Consider the following 13,515-nt stretch of genomic DNA (forward strand, 5'->3'; position numbering starts at 1 on the left):
TTCGAACCCATTAGAACCGAGATGCCGGCGACCGAATCCGAGGTAGAGACTCCGTCCGCTGGCCGGCTGGTGATTCGTGTCAAGCTGATTCCGCAAGAGGAGCTTCCTCCTCCGCCCCAGCCACCACGTTTGGGTAAACCTGCGCTGCTAGTAATCGTGGGCGTTGTCGCAGTGCTGCTCGGCTGGTTGGGTATCAGCACTTTCAAATCCGATCCCCCTCCTGCGCCCGCGACGAAGACCGAACCGGTGAAGGCGATGCCCGTCGAGCCGGCCGTGACGCCGAAACCCGACGCCCCGCTCTCCCCCGTCCACGAAGCGGTCCCGGACGTCCCGAAAAGTGCGCTCGACACGATCACCGGCACCGTCAAAGTGTCCGTCCGCGTGACGATCGATAAACAAGGCGCAGTGACGGGCGCGGTCGTGGAGGAACGAGGGCCGAGCCGTTATTTCCAGCGGCTCGCGGTCGATGCAGCGAAGAAATGGACGTTCACGCCGGCGACGCTGGAAGAGCAGCGGACGATGCTGCTGAAGTTCAACTTCACGCGTAACGGCGCGACGGCCGACGCCGACTAGCGAGGCTCGCTCCAACGATCCCGAAACTCCCGATGAGCTCGCAACATCTCATCGTCACTCTCACTCGCGAGCTGCGACTCTCGAAACCCTGAAGCAATCGCGATGACGCGCACGTCGCGCCCTTCAACACTGAATCGAACACGCCACTCTTTCACCGCCAGCTGCATTCCGTCCTTGAGCCGACGGATACGTCGATAGGGATGCGGCTCCGGGCCGAGCGTCAACGTCGAGCGAATTCGTTCCTCGATCGCCAGGCCCGTTCGCGTCTCGATCCACTTCGCTTGTTCAACCGCCAGCGGCAGGAAGGTCACTGAATACGCACTCACCGGATCGGCCGGCTGAGAAACGTCGGCGTCATCGAGCCAGCCATTGCCCGCATCGGGATGTGAGTCCGTGTAAGCAACATAGGGCTTGAGGTCGAGCACGGGCGTGCCATCGAGCATGTCCGAGTCGAGGATGTGGACATTCAAACCCTCCACCTTTTCCAACCGGACTACGGACAGGCCGATGGGATTCGGGCGATGAGGCGAGCGCGTGGAGAACACGCCTTTGCGACCGGAAGTACTGCGGGGCGGGAGCACCTTGGGGCGCCAACCCGGATTCTGATGAAACCAGAAGATCACCCAGATCCACTGCCAGCGCGACAGATCCTCGAGCGCGTGCTCGAAGTTCCGACCGGGAAAGAGCTCGATGCGAGCAGGCTCACCTTGCGCGGCCCGCGGCTGCCGGGGCGCTTCGACTTTGGTGACGCGTGAAGTGCGGACGATTCCGATCGGCTCGAGAACGAGGCGGGACGGGTCACTATCTTGAACGGACGACATGAGGTGCAGGATACGTCATCGCCGCCGCTTCGGCTCATGCCCGTCGCGGCGGCACCACCTCGTTCCACGCTGGATTCGATTTCCACCCCGGCTCCAGCGGCGGCCGGTCGGCGCAGGGAACATATGGCGACGGTTTGCCGGCCGCGAGATCGGGGATGTAACGCGGGCAGTTAGGAAAGATATCGATGGGCGTGACGCGGACCAACGCCTGTGCACCCACGAACTCGCGCATCAACGGATCGTCCAACACAACCTCGGCACGTCCATTGACTCGCAAACGTTTGGGCGCCTCGCCGATCCGAATTAACAACAGCCCCACGAACGGGTTCAGACCGATGTTTCCAAGGCTCTTGAACATGCCGTTGCCATCGTAGTCCGGCCACACCAGCAGATCCGGCCGCACGATGCGAACGAAGCCCGGCGGGCCGCCCTTGAAGGAACAATCCGGATGTCCGTCGGGAGCGGCGGTCGCGAGAAAGAAAAACTCGACCGAGTGAATGAACGCCCGGTCCTCCTCGTTGAATTCGGAGCGGCGCAGACGCTCCACCAGCCGGTCGGCCAGCGCGGTCGAGCCAAACTGCTGCTGCAGATCTCGGTTGCCCTGATGAAACATCGTCATGGGATGCCTCCGGCTCGTCGGGTGCCAGCGGAAGCATACGCCGGTTCGGGCCAGGAAGTGGCTGGTGCGGCGCGGTGGCACATGACAGGGGATGAGGCATGCTACGAGCCTCGCAACTGGACACTCAGGATCGACGCTCGATACTGATCAGATCGAATTCAAGAAGCCGCCGTCGACGGCAATTGCCTGGCCCGTGATATAGGACGCGCGATCGGATGCGAGAAACGCCGCCAGCGCGGCGAACTCCTCGGGCCGTCCGATGCGTCCCGCGGGAATCTTCGGGCCCATGGTCGCGTCATCCACACCCAACTCCGTCAGTCGCTCGGTTGCGGTGTAACCGGGCAAGAGCGCGTTCATCGTGATTCCATCTTTGGCGACGTCGCGACTGACTGAATTGATCAGCCCGAGCAGACCGGCTCGCAAACTGTTCGAGATCACCAAACCGGGTTGTGGCTCTCGCGCTGAGATCGACGTGATCGCGAGAATGCGTCCCCACTTGCGCTCACGCATGTGAGGCAGCACGGCGAGCACGCTTTCCACCGTGCTCATCCATAAGTTGTCGAACCCTTTCTGCCAGTCGCTCGCGGTCATGCGCTCGAACGGGCCGGCCGGCGGGCCGCCGGTGTTGGTCACCAGAATATCCAGCGGCCCTCCGAGCGCCTTCGCCGCTTGTGCGATGAGCGCTTCGGAACTGCCGGGCTTGGATACGTCGCCCGCAATGCCGATCGCGCCGATCTCGGCTGCTGTCACCGTGACGCGAGCAGGGTCGCGAGAAACGATGGCGACCTGCACGCCCTCAGCAATCAACTCGCGCGCGACCGCTTTGCCCAGCCCTTTCGACGCGCCGAACACGAGCGCACGACGATTGGAGATTTTTAAATCCATGGCCGCACTCTCCGATCAAACACGAGGATCCGGCGCGACCTGATCCGCCCGGCCTTCCTGAAGAATCATCCGCCCGTTCGTGGTCGCCGCGCGCCGGAACTCGGACAGTCGTTGATATTCCGGGTCGTTGTACCACGCCTCCGCCGACGCGCGGTCTGGAAATTCCAGAATCACCATGCGCTCGCCGAAGGTCTCGCCTTCCGACGTCGTCACCTGGTCGCCGCGGGTCAGAAAGCGGCCGCCGTATTTTTCCAGCGTCTTGGGCGTGTGATCGGAATACTTTCGAAAGGTCACGGGATCGTGGACCTTCATCGTGCAGATCATGTAGGCGGCCATCTGTGTCTCCTCGACTGGCTCACGCAGTTTACTGCCCCGGATGCAGAAATTTTTCCTAAATGGCCTGTGCTACAGTTTCCGGCACCCGCCCGATGTGTCGAGGTTGCCAGTGCACGCCGATCAGGTTCGCGCCATCGTCGATGGCTTTGAAGCGCACGTCCGGAACCGCACCCGCTTCCAGCTCTATCGCATCGATAACCGCCCGGCGACGCTCGATGAAGCGTACGCCATTCAATCGGAAATCCTGACGCGTGCGCTTCGTTCCGGGACCGACAGCGTCGCCGGCTACAAGGTCGGATTGACCACCGGGAAGATGCAGCAGTTTTGCGGCGTGAACGAGCCGATCGCGGGACGCATTCTCAAAAGCGGCGTTCACCGGAGCGGCGCCACCGTGCGAAAGTCGGACTTCCATCGACTCGGGATCGAGAGCGAGCTCGCGTTGCACATCGGCAAAGAAATTCCCGCCCTGCGACCGGACACGAGCGCTCAAGAGTTGATCGGCTACGTCGATGCCATCGCTGCGGCGTTCGAAGTCATCGACGATCGCGATGCCGACTACGCTCACCTCGAAGCCAGCTCCATCGCCGCCGAGAACAGTTGGAACAGAGGCATGGTACTCGGCGAGCCCGTCTCACCCGCCGCGTTCGGCGATCTTCGTGAGCTGGAAGGACGATTGCTCGTCAACGGCACGCAAGTCGCGACTGGCTCGAGCAGCGATGTTTTGTCGGGTCCGCTCTTCATCCTGGCGTGGATTGCCGGTTTCGCCCGCGCTTCTGGCGAAGCGCTGCGCCCGGGTCAATGGATCATGACGGGTTCGATCATCCCGACGAAGTTCGCGGTCGAGGGCGACACGTATACGTTTCAGCTGGGCTCGCTGCCGGCAGTGACAGTGAGAATTCGCTAACTTGTCTGCCCGATACCACGCACTGTCTGCTGAAGCACCATACGATCCAGCGACTCGATAGGAACGTTCACGAGCAACTTCACGCGCGCCTCGAGCTCGGCGAGCGCGTGGCGAAAGGCAGCTGCTTTTTCCGTCTCGCCCTCAACCGCCGCCGGATCCGCGATACCCCAATGCGCGGTGATCGGCTTGCCCGGCCAGATCGGACAGACTTCGCCAGCGGCGTTGTCACAAACAGTGATGACAAAGTCGATTGGCGGTGCGCCCGGTGCGGCGAACTCCTCCCAACTCTTGCTACGCAGTCCTTCTGTCGGAAGATCGGTTCGCTTTAGGAGTTCTATCGCGAGCGGATGCACGGCGCCTTTGGGAAAGCTGCCTGCACTGAAGCCGCGGAATCGTCCCTTGCCCCAATGATTCAGCAAAGATTCCGCCAGGATGCTCCGAGCGGAATTTCCCGTGCACAGAAAGAGCACGTTGTAAGGACGATCGCGCATAGCTCACGGCGCTCTGGTGGGCTCACAGCAAGGCCGTCCCTTGTTCAACCTCGCCGGTGCCGCACTGTACGTCGTGCTCTCGCCGGTCGTGAGGAACGTCTCCCATTGAATCCCTTGCGGATCTTCCACCCAGCTCTTTTCGCTCTGCGCGTAACAGCAGGTCGTTGCACCCTCTTCGAGAATCGGCGCTTCCGCACGCTGCAATCGTGAATAAACATCGGCCAGCTCGGCCCGATCCTCCACCTGGATTCCCAAGTGCCGAATACCTGCGTCACCGCCACGCTGGCTGATGGCGAAATTCACTCGCGGATCTTCGAGCATCCACTTGGCGTAGTCGTCCTTGGTCACCGTGGGTTCGGCGGCGAACAGCGTGCTGTAGAACTGGATCGACCTGGCCAGATCATCGACGCTCACATGCACATGCAATCGTTTCATGACGGATCGCCCTCAAAGTCGTTTGGACAGGAACGCCGAGCTGGCCGGGCACAAGCCCGCGAACTCCGGCGTCGATCGGATCGCGAGTGGCGCGCTATCGCGGGATGTCGCCACATAGTTTCGGGAGCGGAAGAACGACTCGGCTGTCGTCGTTAGTAAATAGATCGTTGCAGCACCCCGCTCTCGGGCGTGTTGCTCGGCGCGCTCGACCAGAGCTTGCCCGAGGCCGTGCGCACGATGTTCTTGCATCACTACGAGCGAGCGTAACAATGCGTCCGTGCCGTATAGCTGCACGCCAACTATTCCAATCGGTGCAGTCGCCGGGCCCGCATAGAAGAAGTCCTGCATGTGCTCATTGGTGAGGTCCGCTGTCGGCAGCGCCGCCATTTCCAGAAGTCGAATGACATCTTCATGGCGGGGGCCGCGATGGATTGCCAATGGAGTTGCCATGATCAGGCCACCTTCCGGCGCTTGCCTGTCTTGGCCGGCGCCACCGGCTTGCACACCGTTTCACACGCGTCGCCGCTACCCGCACAACAATTCTCGGTCAGATAGCCGACCAGCTCGTCCATGGCGCTGAAATCGACGCTGTAAATCAAACTGCGACTCTCACGTCGCTGCACGATCAAGCCGCAGCGATGCAGATTCTGCAGATGAAAAGTAAGTGACGACGGCGCCAGACCGACGGCCTCGCCGATCGCGCCGGCAGACAATCCCGTCGGGCCTTGCTCGACCAGCAGACGATAGATCCCCAGGCGATACTCGTGCGCGAGCGCACCCAACGCGGCGACAGCGTGCTTGGCTTCCATGGGAAGTACGATATTACGAGAATAGTCGAAACGTCAAGAACGGCGTCGATACCCGCGCGCCGACCCTTCTGCGTGCACGCCGCGCTCGCGGCGCACGATCGTGGCGCAGTGGCCGTGCATGATTTTTGCGCCCACCCCGCCAGCTCACTCATACGGCACAGACGCGACAAGAATTGAGCGCGAACCGCCCCTCGCGCGGATGGATTTTTCTGGCATGCATCGTGCTTTCGCCGGAAGGACAACAACAATCCTGGGGCACCCGTGCGATTGCATCGTTCATTCCGTCTGGCAGCGCTGGCCGCGTTGCTGATCAGTTACACCGTCTGCGTGCGCGCGGCGGCCATCGAATTCGACGCAGCGACCATTTCCGATCTGAATCGAGCGTTCGAGGCGAACACGCTCACTTCGGAACAACTGGTGCAGCAGTGCCTTGCTCGCATCGAGGCCTATGACGACAACGGGCCGAAGCTCAACGCCGTCATCACTCTGAACCCGAAGGCGCTTGAGATCGCGCGTGCGCTGGATGCCGAACGCAAAAGCAAAGGACCGCGTTCGCCCTTGCACGGCATACCGGTGCTGCTGAAAGACAACTACGACACATTTGATATGCCGACCACCGGCGGTTCCGTGATGCTGGAGAACTGGGTGCCACCGGACGACGCGTACGTCGTCAAGAAACTACGCGATGCCGGAGCGATCGTTCTTGGGAAACTCAATCTTTCCGAGTTCGCCTCGGGAGCCGCGCACAGCTCGCTCGGCGGCCAGACACTCAATCCTCACGATCCGACGCGCACACCTTCCGGTTCCTCTGGCGGAACGGGCGCAGCCATCGCAGCCGCCTACGCGCCACTCGGTTTGGGAACGGACACAGGCGGCTCGATCCGTGGGCCTGCAACGGCCAATGGCATCGTGGGCCTGAAGCCCACGCATGGATTGATGAGCCGCGACGGCATCATTCCGTTGTCGCTCACGTTCGATACCGGCGGGCCCATGGCACGCAGCGTTTATGACATCGCCGTGTCCCTCGGCGTCATGACGGGCGTGGATCCCGCGGATCCGGCGACTCAGAAGAGCAAAGGAAAAGCCGCCACCGACTACACTCAATTTCTCAAAGCCGACGCGCTGAAAGGCGCACGCATCGGCATCGCACGAGATTTCCTCGGGGCCGACGCTGACGTCGATTGGGTCATCGAGTCGGCGCTCGAGTCCATGCGCAAGGCGGGCGCGACCGTGGTCGACGTGCGTTATCCGAAGTGGCTGCTCGATAGCAAACAGGAGTTCTATTCCGCGATTCGCAACCCGGAGTTCGCCGCTCAAATCGGCGACTATCTCGCCGCGACCGGGGCAGGTTATCCGAAGAACCTCGAACAGTTGATCGCCAGCTCAACCGGTGTGAGATCGTTGCGCGCCGACGGCGCCGGCCCGAATCCGATACGCTGGACACTGTTCAAGAAAGAGGCGGAGGCTGGCAAGCTCGACGATTATCGTTATCTGTCCGTGCGCGATCACGCGCTGCCGATGGTGCGAATGGTCGTCGAGGGCCTTCTCGCCGCCGAGAAGCTCGATGCTATCGTCTATCCAACGTCTCCCCGTCGCCCAGCTCTGATCGCTCAAGCCCAGCCGCAACCCGACACCGCCTCCGCCACCAACATCGCAAATCTCACAGGCTTTCCCGATCTGATCGTCCCCGCGGGCTTCACGACGGATGACCTGCCGGTCGGCATCTCTTTCTTCGGGCCCGCCTTCAGCGAACCGAAGTTACTGGCACTCGGCTACAGCTTCGAACAAGCAACACACGTACGGCGATTGCCCGTGCACACGCCGGCGTTGCCGGATCAGGCGGTCACGATGCCTTGAAGTCCAATCGCAAGCGAGACGGCGGGAAGCGAAACGGCGTCTGTCGCCCGCTCGAACAGCTCAGTGCGCACTCGAATCCAATCAACGGTGATCCGTCGGTGGGCGCTACTGCTCACCTGCTTTATCGGATCGAAGATCCCGATAGAACAGCCAAAGCCCGGACAGAGTCGATACAAACAGCATTTCCGATAGGACCCGGCTGTAGCCAATCTCAACCGGCCCGGCAGAGGACAACTCCGTTAACAGGACCCTTGCCGCCGTAAGAGCGACGACCATGCAAAAGCAGCCAAGCAGGGTTTTTACCAGGTGAACGAATCGCTGAGCGAGCCGGCCTGGGCCCGGGGATGCGACGTGTACGCTCACCCTCGTTCGTAATAAAGCAATGCAAAGCGCCATGGCTGTCGCTCCCACGAACACCGCACTCACCATCCTGGCGGAAACGACGAGATCGCGTGTGACGAACAGGTATCGAGACGCCACGCCGAAGAGCGCGATGCCTGCCATGGACGCCACGCCCCAGACCATGAATCGAGCGAAAAGCGTCAGCATCCCGCGCCCACCGCGCTGGGGTCGACAATGCTTCCGCGCTCATTCGCCCTCAGCATTTACTACGCTCGCAGTCGGCCTTGGCCTTGCCGCCAGTATCGAGCTGGTTTCCTACCGCATCGATCATCGTTCCCAACACTTCACCCCGTTCGTCGCACGGCCGCCGGTGCGTTTCAGCCAAGTTGCTGACCGCCGGACCGCCACTTGCGAGGACCTCACCATGACCCCACCGAGCGCCCACGTTGATCGGTTTCCCCCCATCTTCCTTGAAGCGATCCAATGAAATCCACAAACGCCCGCAGCGGACCGGGCAGATGGCGGCGGCCTGGATAATAAAGGAAGGGGCCGGAGAACGTCGGCCACCAGGATTCGAGCACGGGTTCGAGCGCGCCGCTGTCGAAGTGCGGCCGCAGCCACTCTTCGAACAGAGCGACGATGCCGCCGCCCGCAATGGCTACATCGACGGCAAGGTCGGCAGCGGCGCCGACGCGGACAATGAGCCGACCGTTCGGCTCGATTTTGACGACCTCGCCATCGCGCTCGAATTCCCATGGGCTGATCATCGCGCCGCTGGGAAATCGGCCGCGCAGACAGTCGTGATTCAACAAGTCGCGAGGATGATCCGGGCGGCCACGACGATTCAAATAGTCGGGCGAAGCGCCGACGGCGAAACGTTGCTGACGTGGGCCGATGGGAATGGCCACCATGTCCTGCTCCAGCCGTTCGTCGTAGCGGATGCCGGCATCGCAACCGGAGGCGAGCACGTCGACGAAACTATCCTCAGCAACAACCTCGAGCAGAATATCCGGATACGCGGCAAGAAACGGCGGCACGATTTTAGGTAGCACCAGGCGCGCCGCGCTGATAGGTACATTCAAACGCAACGTGCCGGCGGGCCGGTCGCGAAAGCCATTGACGATGTCGAGCGCCGATTCGATCTCGGACAACGCCGGGCTGAGCCGTTCGAGTAACTGCGCCCCCGCCTCCGTCGGCGCAACGCTGCGGGTGGTGCGATTGAGCAAGCGCACGCCGAGTTGAGCTTCGAGCCTCCGGACCGCCTCGCTCAAACTGGATGCGCTGTAATTGCTTCCTCGGGCCGCCTCCCGGAATCCACCGGCACGCGCCACGGCGACAAACGCCGTCAGATCGCTGAGTTCCGCCGCCATTGTCCGCCTCTCCGAACAACCTGTATCGATTGTAGCAGATTGTCACACACAGCCCCGCTGGCTACATTGAATGCCTGACGCGGAGGCAACCATGATCGATATCAGTCACGCCGGAACTTTTACGCTGGGTCATCGAAGTGTGAATCGCATGGGTTACGGCGCCATGCGACTGGCCGGCCCCGGGGTCATGGGGCCACCGAAAGACCGACAAGCCGCCCTCGCGGTGCTTCGCGAAGCGGTCGCAAGCGGCGTGAATCACATCGACACCAGCGATTTCTACGGCCCGCATGTCACCAATCAAATCATCCGCGAAGCGTTGCATCCCTATCCTCGCGACTTGACCATCGTCACAAAGATTGGCGCGCTACGCGGCGCGGACGGCTCGTGGAATCCGGCATTCTCAGCGGAGCAACTGACGCAGGCCGTCCACGACAATCTTCGCAATCTTGGCTTGGACGTGCTCGATGTCGTCAACCTTCGCGCCATGTTCGACGTGCATGGGCCCGCGGAAGGCTCGATCGAAGCGCCGCTGCAAACGCTGGCCGAGTTGCAGCGACAAGGTCTGGTTCGTCACATCGGACTCAGCAACGTCACTTCGAAACAGGTCGCCGAGGCGCGCCGGATCGCCAGGATCGTATGTGTGCAGAATCAATACAACCTGGCCCATCGAAGCGACGATGCATTGATTGACGAACTCGCCGCCGCACGCACGGCCTACGTTCCGTTCTTTCCTCTCGGCGGGTTCAGTCCTCTGCAATCCGACGAATTGGCCAGTGTCGCAATCCAGCTCAGCGCGACTCCGATGCAGGTCGCGCTTGCCTGGCTGCTGCAGCGATCGCCCAACATCCTGCTGATCCCAGGCACGTCGTCAGTGGAGCATCTTCGGGAGAATCTGGCGGCAGCCCACCTGCGACTGCCGGCCGAGGCTTTGCAAACGTTGGATCGGATCGGCGCTACTTCCCATTGAGGCTGAAGCGCCCCGGGCCGAGCAGCGCGATCGCGATGGCGGTGAATAGAAACATTCCCTGCAGCTCGAGCGCCCAGCCGCCGGTCTCGCTCAGTGAGAAGAACTGATTTCGGTGCGCCAGGTAGAGCGCGAACAGCATGTTGATCGCGATCACGCCGGCGCCGATGCGGCTGTACCAGCCGAGCAGGACCAGAATCGGCGCGACCACTTCGCCGACATAGACGCCATAGACGGCAAAGGCAGGCAGACCGGCCGCGGCGACCATGCCGGACAGGCCGCCGACGCCGCCTTTGAGTTTGGCTATGCCGTGCAACAGGATCAGGATGCCGAGCGCCAACCGAAGAATCAGCTTGCCAGTGTTGTCGTTCATGAGTGTTCTCCAGCCGAGGTGGGCGCCATTGTAGCCCATCCCCGACAGCGCGCTCCGATCCAAGACTTCGCGGCGGCCTTGTGATATTACCGGGCTGAGCTCAACAGTTTCGGTCCGGTCCATGCAGTACAACCCGGCGCTCGACGGTATTCGAGCCTTGTCCATTCTCGTGGTCGTGTTCTTCCATTGCGAAGTGCCGGGCGTCGGCGGCGGCTTCGTGGGTCTGGACATCTTCTTCGTTCTTTCGGGTTTCCTCATCACGTCGCTACTGGCGGCGGAGTACCGGAACGACGGCATCGAGATCGGTCGGTTCTACGCTCGCCGCGCGCTGAGGCTGTACCCGACTTTGCTACTGCTGGTGGCGGCCTACCTCGTGCTCGCGCCGCTGCTGTGGCCGACGGACGATCGATGGCTCTCCGCGGTGCTTGCCAGTACGTACACCATGGACTATGCAATCGCGTTCTGGCATGCGCCGCTGACCATTGCGCACACGTGGTCGCTCGGCGTCGAAGAGAAGTTCTATTTGTTGTGGCCGCTGCTGTTGCCACTCATTCTGAAAGCGCGGCGTCCGATCGCTTGGCTGGTGGCGGCATTTCTCGTCGCAAGCGCGTGGCGCTACTTCGTGAATGGCACTTGGGGTTGGGCGCAGGCTTATTTCAGCTTCGACACGCGTATGAGTGGCATTCTGTTGGGAGCGATTGCCGCACTCGTCCGCCCTACCATCTCACGCCGCGTTTTCATGATCGCCTGCGTCGTGCTTGCCGTGCTCATTGCGCTACCCACGGTGCCGTCACATCGGGTGGACGAAGCCGACATGTGGCGGATCACGGTGGCGGAGTTTGCCGCCGTCGTCATCGTGAGCTACGCAGCGGCGCATGCGCAAAGCAGATTCCTGTCGTCACGCCCCATGGTCTACATCGGCAAACTGTCGTATGGCATTTATATTTGGCACTTTCCCCTGGTCGTCCTGCTCAATCGGGCTTACGGGCAACCCTGGTGGGTGACGCTGAGCGCGACACTGCCGTTCGCGTTCGCGATGGCGGCGATTTGTTATCACTGGGTCGATGCGCCGATCAAACGTCAGCGTCGCGCCCGGCTGGGATCGTTGGTCGGCTCCCAGTAGGGAATGCTCGTTGTCACCAGGCTCTTGAGATCCTGGAACCGCGCCGCGCCCGGCACTTCACGCTGCCCGGATAAGGCCGCTTTCGAGAAGGCCACCATGCGAGCCGTCATGTGCGCGACGTTCTGATCGCCGAACTCGGTGTCCGAGTGCGGACCGCGGACGACGACGATCTCTTTCAATCCTTTCACCCGGTTGTAAGACTCGAGCGTCGCTTCCAACGACTGCGCGAAGTCCCACAGCCCTCGGCCGAAAAACACCGCCGGCCACTTGTCGATGTTTGCTAATGGCTCGGCGCTCGGCATCATCACCGTGTTCAACTCGACCCGGGAACGGCCTTCGTCGAGCACACTCGCCTCGATATCGGTCGGCGCGGCACGATTGCCGATCGCGCCGTCGAACGCGGCCAGCAGCAGCGCGCCTTTGATGTTGTAGCGATGCGCGGGCGAGCAGCGGACTTCCGGCAAGTCATAGGTGCAGTCCTCGACGAAGTTCTGATGCATGGCCCAGATCGTCGTGATGGAGCCCTGCGACGAACCGCCGATGAGAACGGGGATTTGCTTGGCTTTCATGCCCGCCAGGAACCGGCCGCGCACTGCCGTGCCTTCGATCAACACTCCTGAGGGCGACAACGCCCTCACGCCCTCGCCTGTCTCCAGCGCGTCGAGCGCACGCCACATGTCGCGACCTTGTTCGAGCGTATTGACGTCGTTGTATCCGCCGGAGATGCCATGGCCTCGCTTGTCGAACGTAAAGACGTCGAAGCCGGCGCGATTCAACTCGTAGAGATAATTGCGCCAGCCGCGCGAGCCCCACTTCTCGGTGGTCGCGTTCGGGAATTTTCTCGGCACGTAGCTTGATTTTGTTTGGTCGTAATCATAAAGCGGCTCATCCGCTGCTCGGATGGCCGTCGTTTCGACACTGCGACCGGCGCTCAGAATCACCAGCGCGCGGGTCTTCTGACCATTTGCTCCCTGCACGCCGGTGCCTTCGAGATACCAGCCGCGCAGCGCGACGGGATCTGTTCGCTTCATATGCAGCCGTTCGTACGCCTCGCGCGGCACTTGAAATTCGACGGTGTAAGTTCGCCCTTCTGCCTCCGCGATCGGCTCGTGATACGCCGGCTTCGCAAAGTACGCCGGGCGGCGGATTCGCTTCAGATCGACGACGCCATGCGGATCGATCTTGCCCGCCGCATCGACGGTCCCGGTGACCCGCAACTCGCTGGGCACGGTGACGAGTGGAGGAATGCGGGCCAACTTCTCATTGCAGGCGGGGTCCTTCTTGCACGCCTGATACTTCGCTTTGATCTTCGCGTCGGTGAACTCATCGACGAAGTAGTCGCCCTTGTAGCCCGGCGGCGGGAACTGCGTTCGATACGAGAACGGCACGCACACTTTGCCCGTCGGGTCCTGGACGAAGTAGCCGGGCAGCTGCGGATTGGCGTCGTTATTGACGCGGGTCACGCACTCGATGGGCGGCGTGCCCGGTGAAACGTATCGCGGCGTTGCCTCATCGGCTTGCGCGACCCACGTCACAGCAATGCATGCCAGCAGTGTGGCGCGAGAAAACCCTGGACCCATTCGACCGCTCCGACTCAGCCATCCTCCAAAGGA

At 61.8% G+C, this 13,515-nt stretch carries 17 protein-coding genes; 5 read left to right on the plus strand and 12 right to left on the minus strand.

The features are described from left to right. Window positions 1-21 precede the first annotated feature (21 nt). Window positions 22-573 carry an energy transducer TonB family protein gene (locus ACFPN2_RS35795; protein WP_380605701.1) on the plus strand — a complete coding sequence of 184 codons (552 nt, stop codon included), beginning with the start codon at window positions 22-24 and terminating at the stop codon, window positions 571-573. Here ACFPN2_RS35795 and tsaA read toward each other — a convergent pair. The 4 genes from tsaA to ACFPN2_RS35815 form a co-directional block, all read right to left on the minus strand. Continuing rightward, window positions 570-1,394: a tRNA (N6-threonylcarbamoyladenosine(37)-N6)-methyltransferase TrmO gene (gene tsaA / locus ACFPN2_RS35800; RefSeq protein WP_380605703.1), complete on the minus strand. Its 825-nt coding sequence runs from the start codon at window positions 1,392-1,394 to the stop codon at window positions 570-572. The two genes, ACFPN2_RS35795 and tsaA, sit on opposite strands and share 4 nt — an antisense overlap. Window positions 1,395-1,428: 34 nt before the next feature. Then, on the minus strand, window positions 1,429-2,013 hold the full coding sequence (locus ACFPN2_RS35805) for a pyridoxamine 5'-phosphate oxidase family protein (protein WP_380605704.1): 585 nt from the start codon (window positions 2,011-2,013) through the stop codon (window positions 1,429-1,431). Between the two features lie 147 nt (window positions 2,014-2,160). Next, complete coding sequence (locus tag ACFPN2_RS35810; protein ID WP_380605705.1) at window positions 2,161-2,898, minus strand: SDR family oxidoreductase; 738 nt, start codon at window positions 2,896-2,898, stop codon at window positions 2,161-2,163. Between the two features lie 15 nt (window positions 2,899-2,913). After that, window positions 2,914-3,234 carry a DUF1330 domain-containing protein gene (locus ACFPN2_RS35815; protein ID WP_380605706.1) on the minus strand — a complete coding sequence of 107 codons (321 nt, stop codon included), beginning with the start codon at window positions 3,232-3,234 and terminating at the stop codon, window positions 2,914-2,916. A gap of 109 nt (window positions 3,235-3,343) precedes the next feature. On the opposite strand from ACFPN2_RS35815, the gene ACFPN2_RS35820 reads away from it, so the two are divergent. Next, the gene (locus tag ACFPN2_RS35820) at window positions 3,344-4,138 is read left to right on the plus strand and encodes a 2-keto-4-pentenoate hydratase (protein WP_380605708.1); all 795 of its coding nucleotides are present in this window, start codon (window positions 3,344-3,346) and stop codon (window positions 4,136-4,138) included. Here the strand turns inward: ACFPN2_RS35820 and ACFPN2_RS35825 are convergent. The 4 genes from ACFPN2_RS35825 to ACFPN2_RS35840 are packed head-to-tail and all read right to left on the minus strand — an operon-like array spanning window position 4,135 to window position 5,873. Next, on the minus strand, window positions 4,135-4,629 hold the full coding sequence (locus ACFPN2_RS35825) for an arsenate reductase ArsC (RefSeq protein ID WP_380605710.1): 495 nt from the start codon (window positions 4,627-4,629) through the stop codon (window positions 4,135-4,137). The genes ACFPN2_RS35820 and ACFPN2_RS35825 overlap by 4 nt on opposite strands. A gap of 3 nt (window positions 4,630-4,632) precedes the next feature. Beyond that, on the minus strand, window positions 4,633-5,064 hold the full coding sequence (locus ACFPN2_RS35830; protein ID WP_380605712.1) for an ArsI/CadI family heavy metal resistance metalloenzyme: 432 nt from the start codon (window positions 5,062-5,064) through the stop codon (window positions 4,633-4,635). Window positions 5,065-5,076: 12 nt separating this feature from the next. Further along, complete coding sequence (gene arsN2 / locus ACFPN2_RS35835) at window positions 5,077-5,514, minus strand: arsenic resistance N-acetyltransferase ArsN2 (protein ID WP_380605714.1); 438 nt, start codon at window positions 5,512-5,514, stop codon at window positions 5,077-5,079. A 2-nt stretch (window positions 5,515-5,516) separates the two neighbouring features. Then, the gene (locus ACFPN2_RS35840; protein ID WP_380605716.1) at window positions 5,517-5,873 is read right to left on the minus strand and encodes an ArsR/SmtB family transcription factor; all 357 of its coding nucleotides are present in this window, start codon (window positions 5,871-5,873) and stop codon (window positions 5,517-5,519) included. 261 nt (window positions 5,874-6,134) lie between these two features. Here ACFPN2_RS35840 and ACFPN2_RS35845 point away from each other — a divergent pair, with 261 nt between their 5' ends. Then, the gene (locus tag ACFPN2_RS35845; RefSeq protein ID WP_380605718.1) at window positions 6,135-7,730 is read left to right on the plus strand and encodes an amidase family protein; all 1,596 of its coding nucleotides are present in this window, start codon (window positions 6,135-6,137) and stop codon (window positions 7,728-7,730) included. A gap of 105 nt (window positions 7,731-7,835) precedes the next feature. Here ACFPN2_RS35845 and ACFPN2_RS35850 read toward each other — a convergent pair whose 3' ends face one another. Beyond that, complete coding sequence (locus ACFPN2_RS35850; protein WP_380605720.1) at window positions 7,836-8,279, minus strand: hypothetical protein; 444 nt, start codon at window positions 8,277-8,279, stop codon at window positions 7,836-7,838. 212 nt (window positions 8,280-8,491) lie between these two features. After that, entirely contained in the window at window positions 8,492-9,442 is a 951-nt protein-coding gene (locus tag ACFPN2_RS35855; RefSeq protein ID WP_380605722.1) for a LysR family transcriptional regulator, read from the minus strand. Window positions 9,443-9,533: 91 nt separating this feature from the next. Between ACFPN2_RS35855 and ACFPN2_RS35860 the strand changes: the two genes are divergently transcribed. Then, window positions 9,534-10,409, plus strand: a complete 876-nt coding sequence (locus tag ACFPN2_RS35860; protein ID WP_380605723.1) for an aldo/keto reductase family oxidoreductase — start codon at window positions 9,534-9,536, stop codon at window positions 10,407-10,409. Here ACFPN2_RS35860 and ACFPN2_RS35865 read toward each other — a convergent pair. Then, window positions 10,396-10,779 carry a DoxX family protein gene (locus tag ACFPN2_RS35865; RefSeq protein WP_380605725.1) on the minus strand — a complete coding sequence of 128 codons (384 nt, stop codon included), beginning with the start codon at window positions 10,777-10,779 and terminating at the stop codon, window positions 10,396-10,398. The genes ACFPN2_RS35860 and ACFPN2_RS35865 overlap by 14 nt on opposite strands. Window positions 10,780-10,900: 121 nt before the next feature. Here ACFPN2_RS35865 and ACFPN2_RS35870 point away from each other — a divergent pair, with 121 nt between their 5' ends. Further along, window positions 10,901-11,902 carry an acyltransferase family protein gene (locus tag ACFPN2_RS35870; protein ID WP_380605727.1) on the plus strand — a complete coding sequence of 334 codons (1,002 nt, stop codon included), beginning with the start codon at window positions 10,901-10,903 and terminating at the stop codon, window positions 11,900-11,902. Here ACFPN2_RS35870 and ACFPN2_RS35875 read toward each other — a convergent pair. After that, a complete protein-coding gene (locus ACFPN2_RS35875) occupies window positions 11,860-13,482 on the minus strand; it encodes a hypothetical protein (protein WP_380605729.1) in 1,623 nt (540 codons plus the stop codon). The two genes, ACFPN2_RS35870 and ACFPN2_RS35875, sit on opposite strands and share 43 nt — an antisense overlap. Window positions 13,483-13,515: the final 33 nt, after the last annotated feature.

This window comes from Steroidobacter flavus, from assembly GCF_042651805.1.
Taxonomy (GTDB): domain Bacteria; phylum Pseudomonadota; class Gammaproteobacteria; order Steroidobacterales; family Steroidobacteraceae; genus Steroidobacter; species Steroidobacter flavus.

Coding starts and splice junctions, on each gene's coding strand:
- ACFPN2_RS35795 (WP_380605701.1), top strand. CDS start 22: ATGCCGGCGACCGAATCCGAGGTAGAGACTCCGTCCGCTGGCCGGCTG.
- tsaA (WP_380605703.1), bottom strand. CDS start 1,394: ATGTCGTCCGTTCAAGATAGTGACCCGTCCCGCCTCGTTCTCGAGCCG.
- ACFPN2_RS35805 (WP_380605704.1), bottom strand. CDS start 2,013: ATGACGATGTTTCATCAGGGCAACCGAGATCTGCAGCAGCAGTTTGGC.
- ACFPN2_RS35810 (WP_380605705.1), bottom strand. CDS start 2,898: ATGGATTTAAAAATCTCCAATCGTCGTGCGCTCGTGTTCGGCGCGTCG.
- ACFPN2_RS35815 (WP_380605706.1), bottom strand. CDS start 3,234: ATGGCCGCCTACATGATCTGCACGATGAAGGTCCACGATCCCGTGACC.
- ACFPN2_RS35825 (WP_380605710.1), bottom strand. CDS start 4,629: ATGCGCGATCGTCCTTACAACGTGCTCTTTCTGTGCACGGGAAATTCC.
- ACFPN2_RS35830 (WP_380605712.1), bottom strand. CDS start 5,064: ATGAAACGATTGCATGTGCATGTGAGCGTCGATGATCTGGCCAGGTCG.
- arsN2 (WP_380605714.1), bottom strand. CDS start 5,514: ATGGCAACTCCATTGGCAATCCATCGCGGCCCCCGCCATGAAGATGTC.
- ACFPN2_RS35840 (WP_380605716.1), bottom strand. CDS start 5,873: ATGGAAGCCAAGCACGCTGTCGCCGCGTTGGGTGCGCTCGCGCACGAG.
- ACFPN2_RS35850 (WP_380605720.1), bottom strand. CDS start 8,279: ATGCTGACGCTTTTCGCTCGATTCATGGTCTGGGGCGTGGCGTCCATG.
- ACFPN2_RS35855 (WP_380605722.1), bottom strand. CDS start 9,442: ATGGCGGCGGAACTCAGCGATCTGACGGCGTTTGTCGCCGTGGCGCGT.
- ACFPN2_RS35860 (WP_380605723.1), top strand. CDS start 9,534: ATGATCGATATCAGTCACGCCGGAACTTTTACGCTGGGTCATCGAAGT.
- ACFPN2_RS35865 (WP_380605725.1), bottom strand. CDS start 10,779: ATGAACGACAACACTGGCAAGCTGATTCTTCGGTTGGCGCTCGGCATC.
- ACFPN2_RS35870 (WP_380605727.1), top strand. CDS start 10,901: ATGCAGTACAACCCGGCGCTCGACGGTATTCGAGCCTTGTCCATTCTC.
- ACFPN2_RS35875 (WP_380605729.1), bottom strand. CDS start 13,482: ATGGGTCCAGGGTTTTCTCGCGCCACACTGCTGGCATGCATTGCTGTG.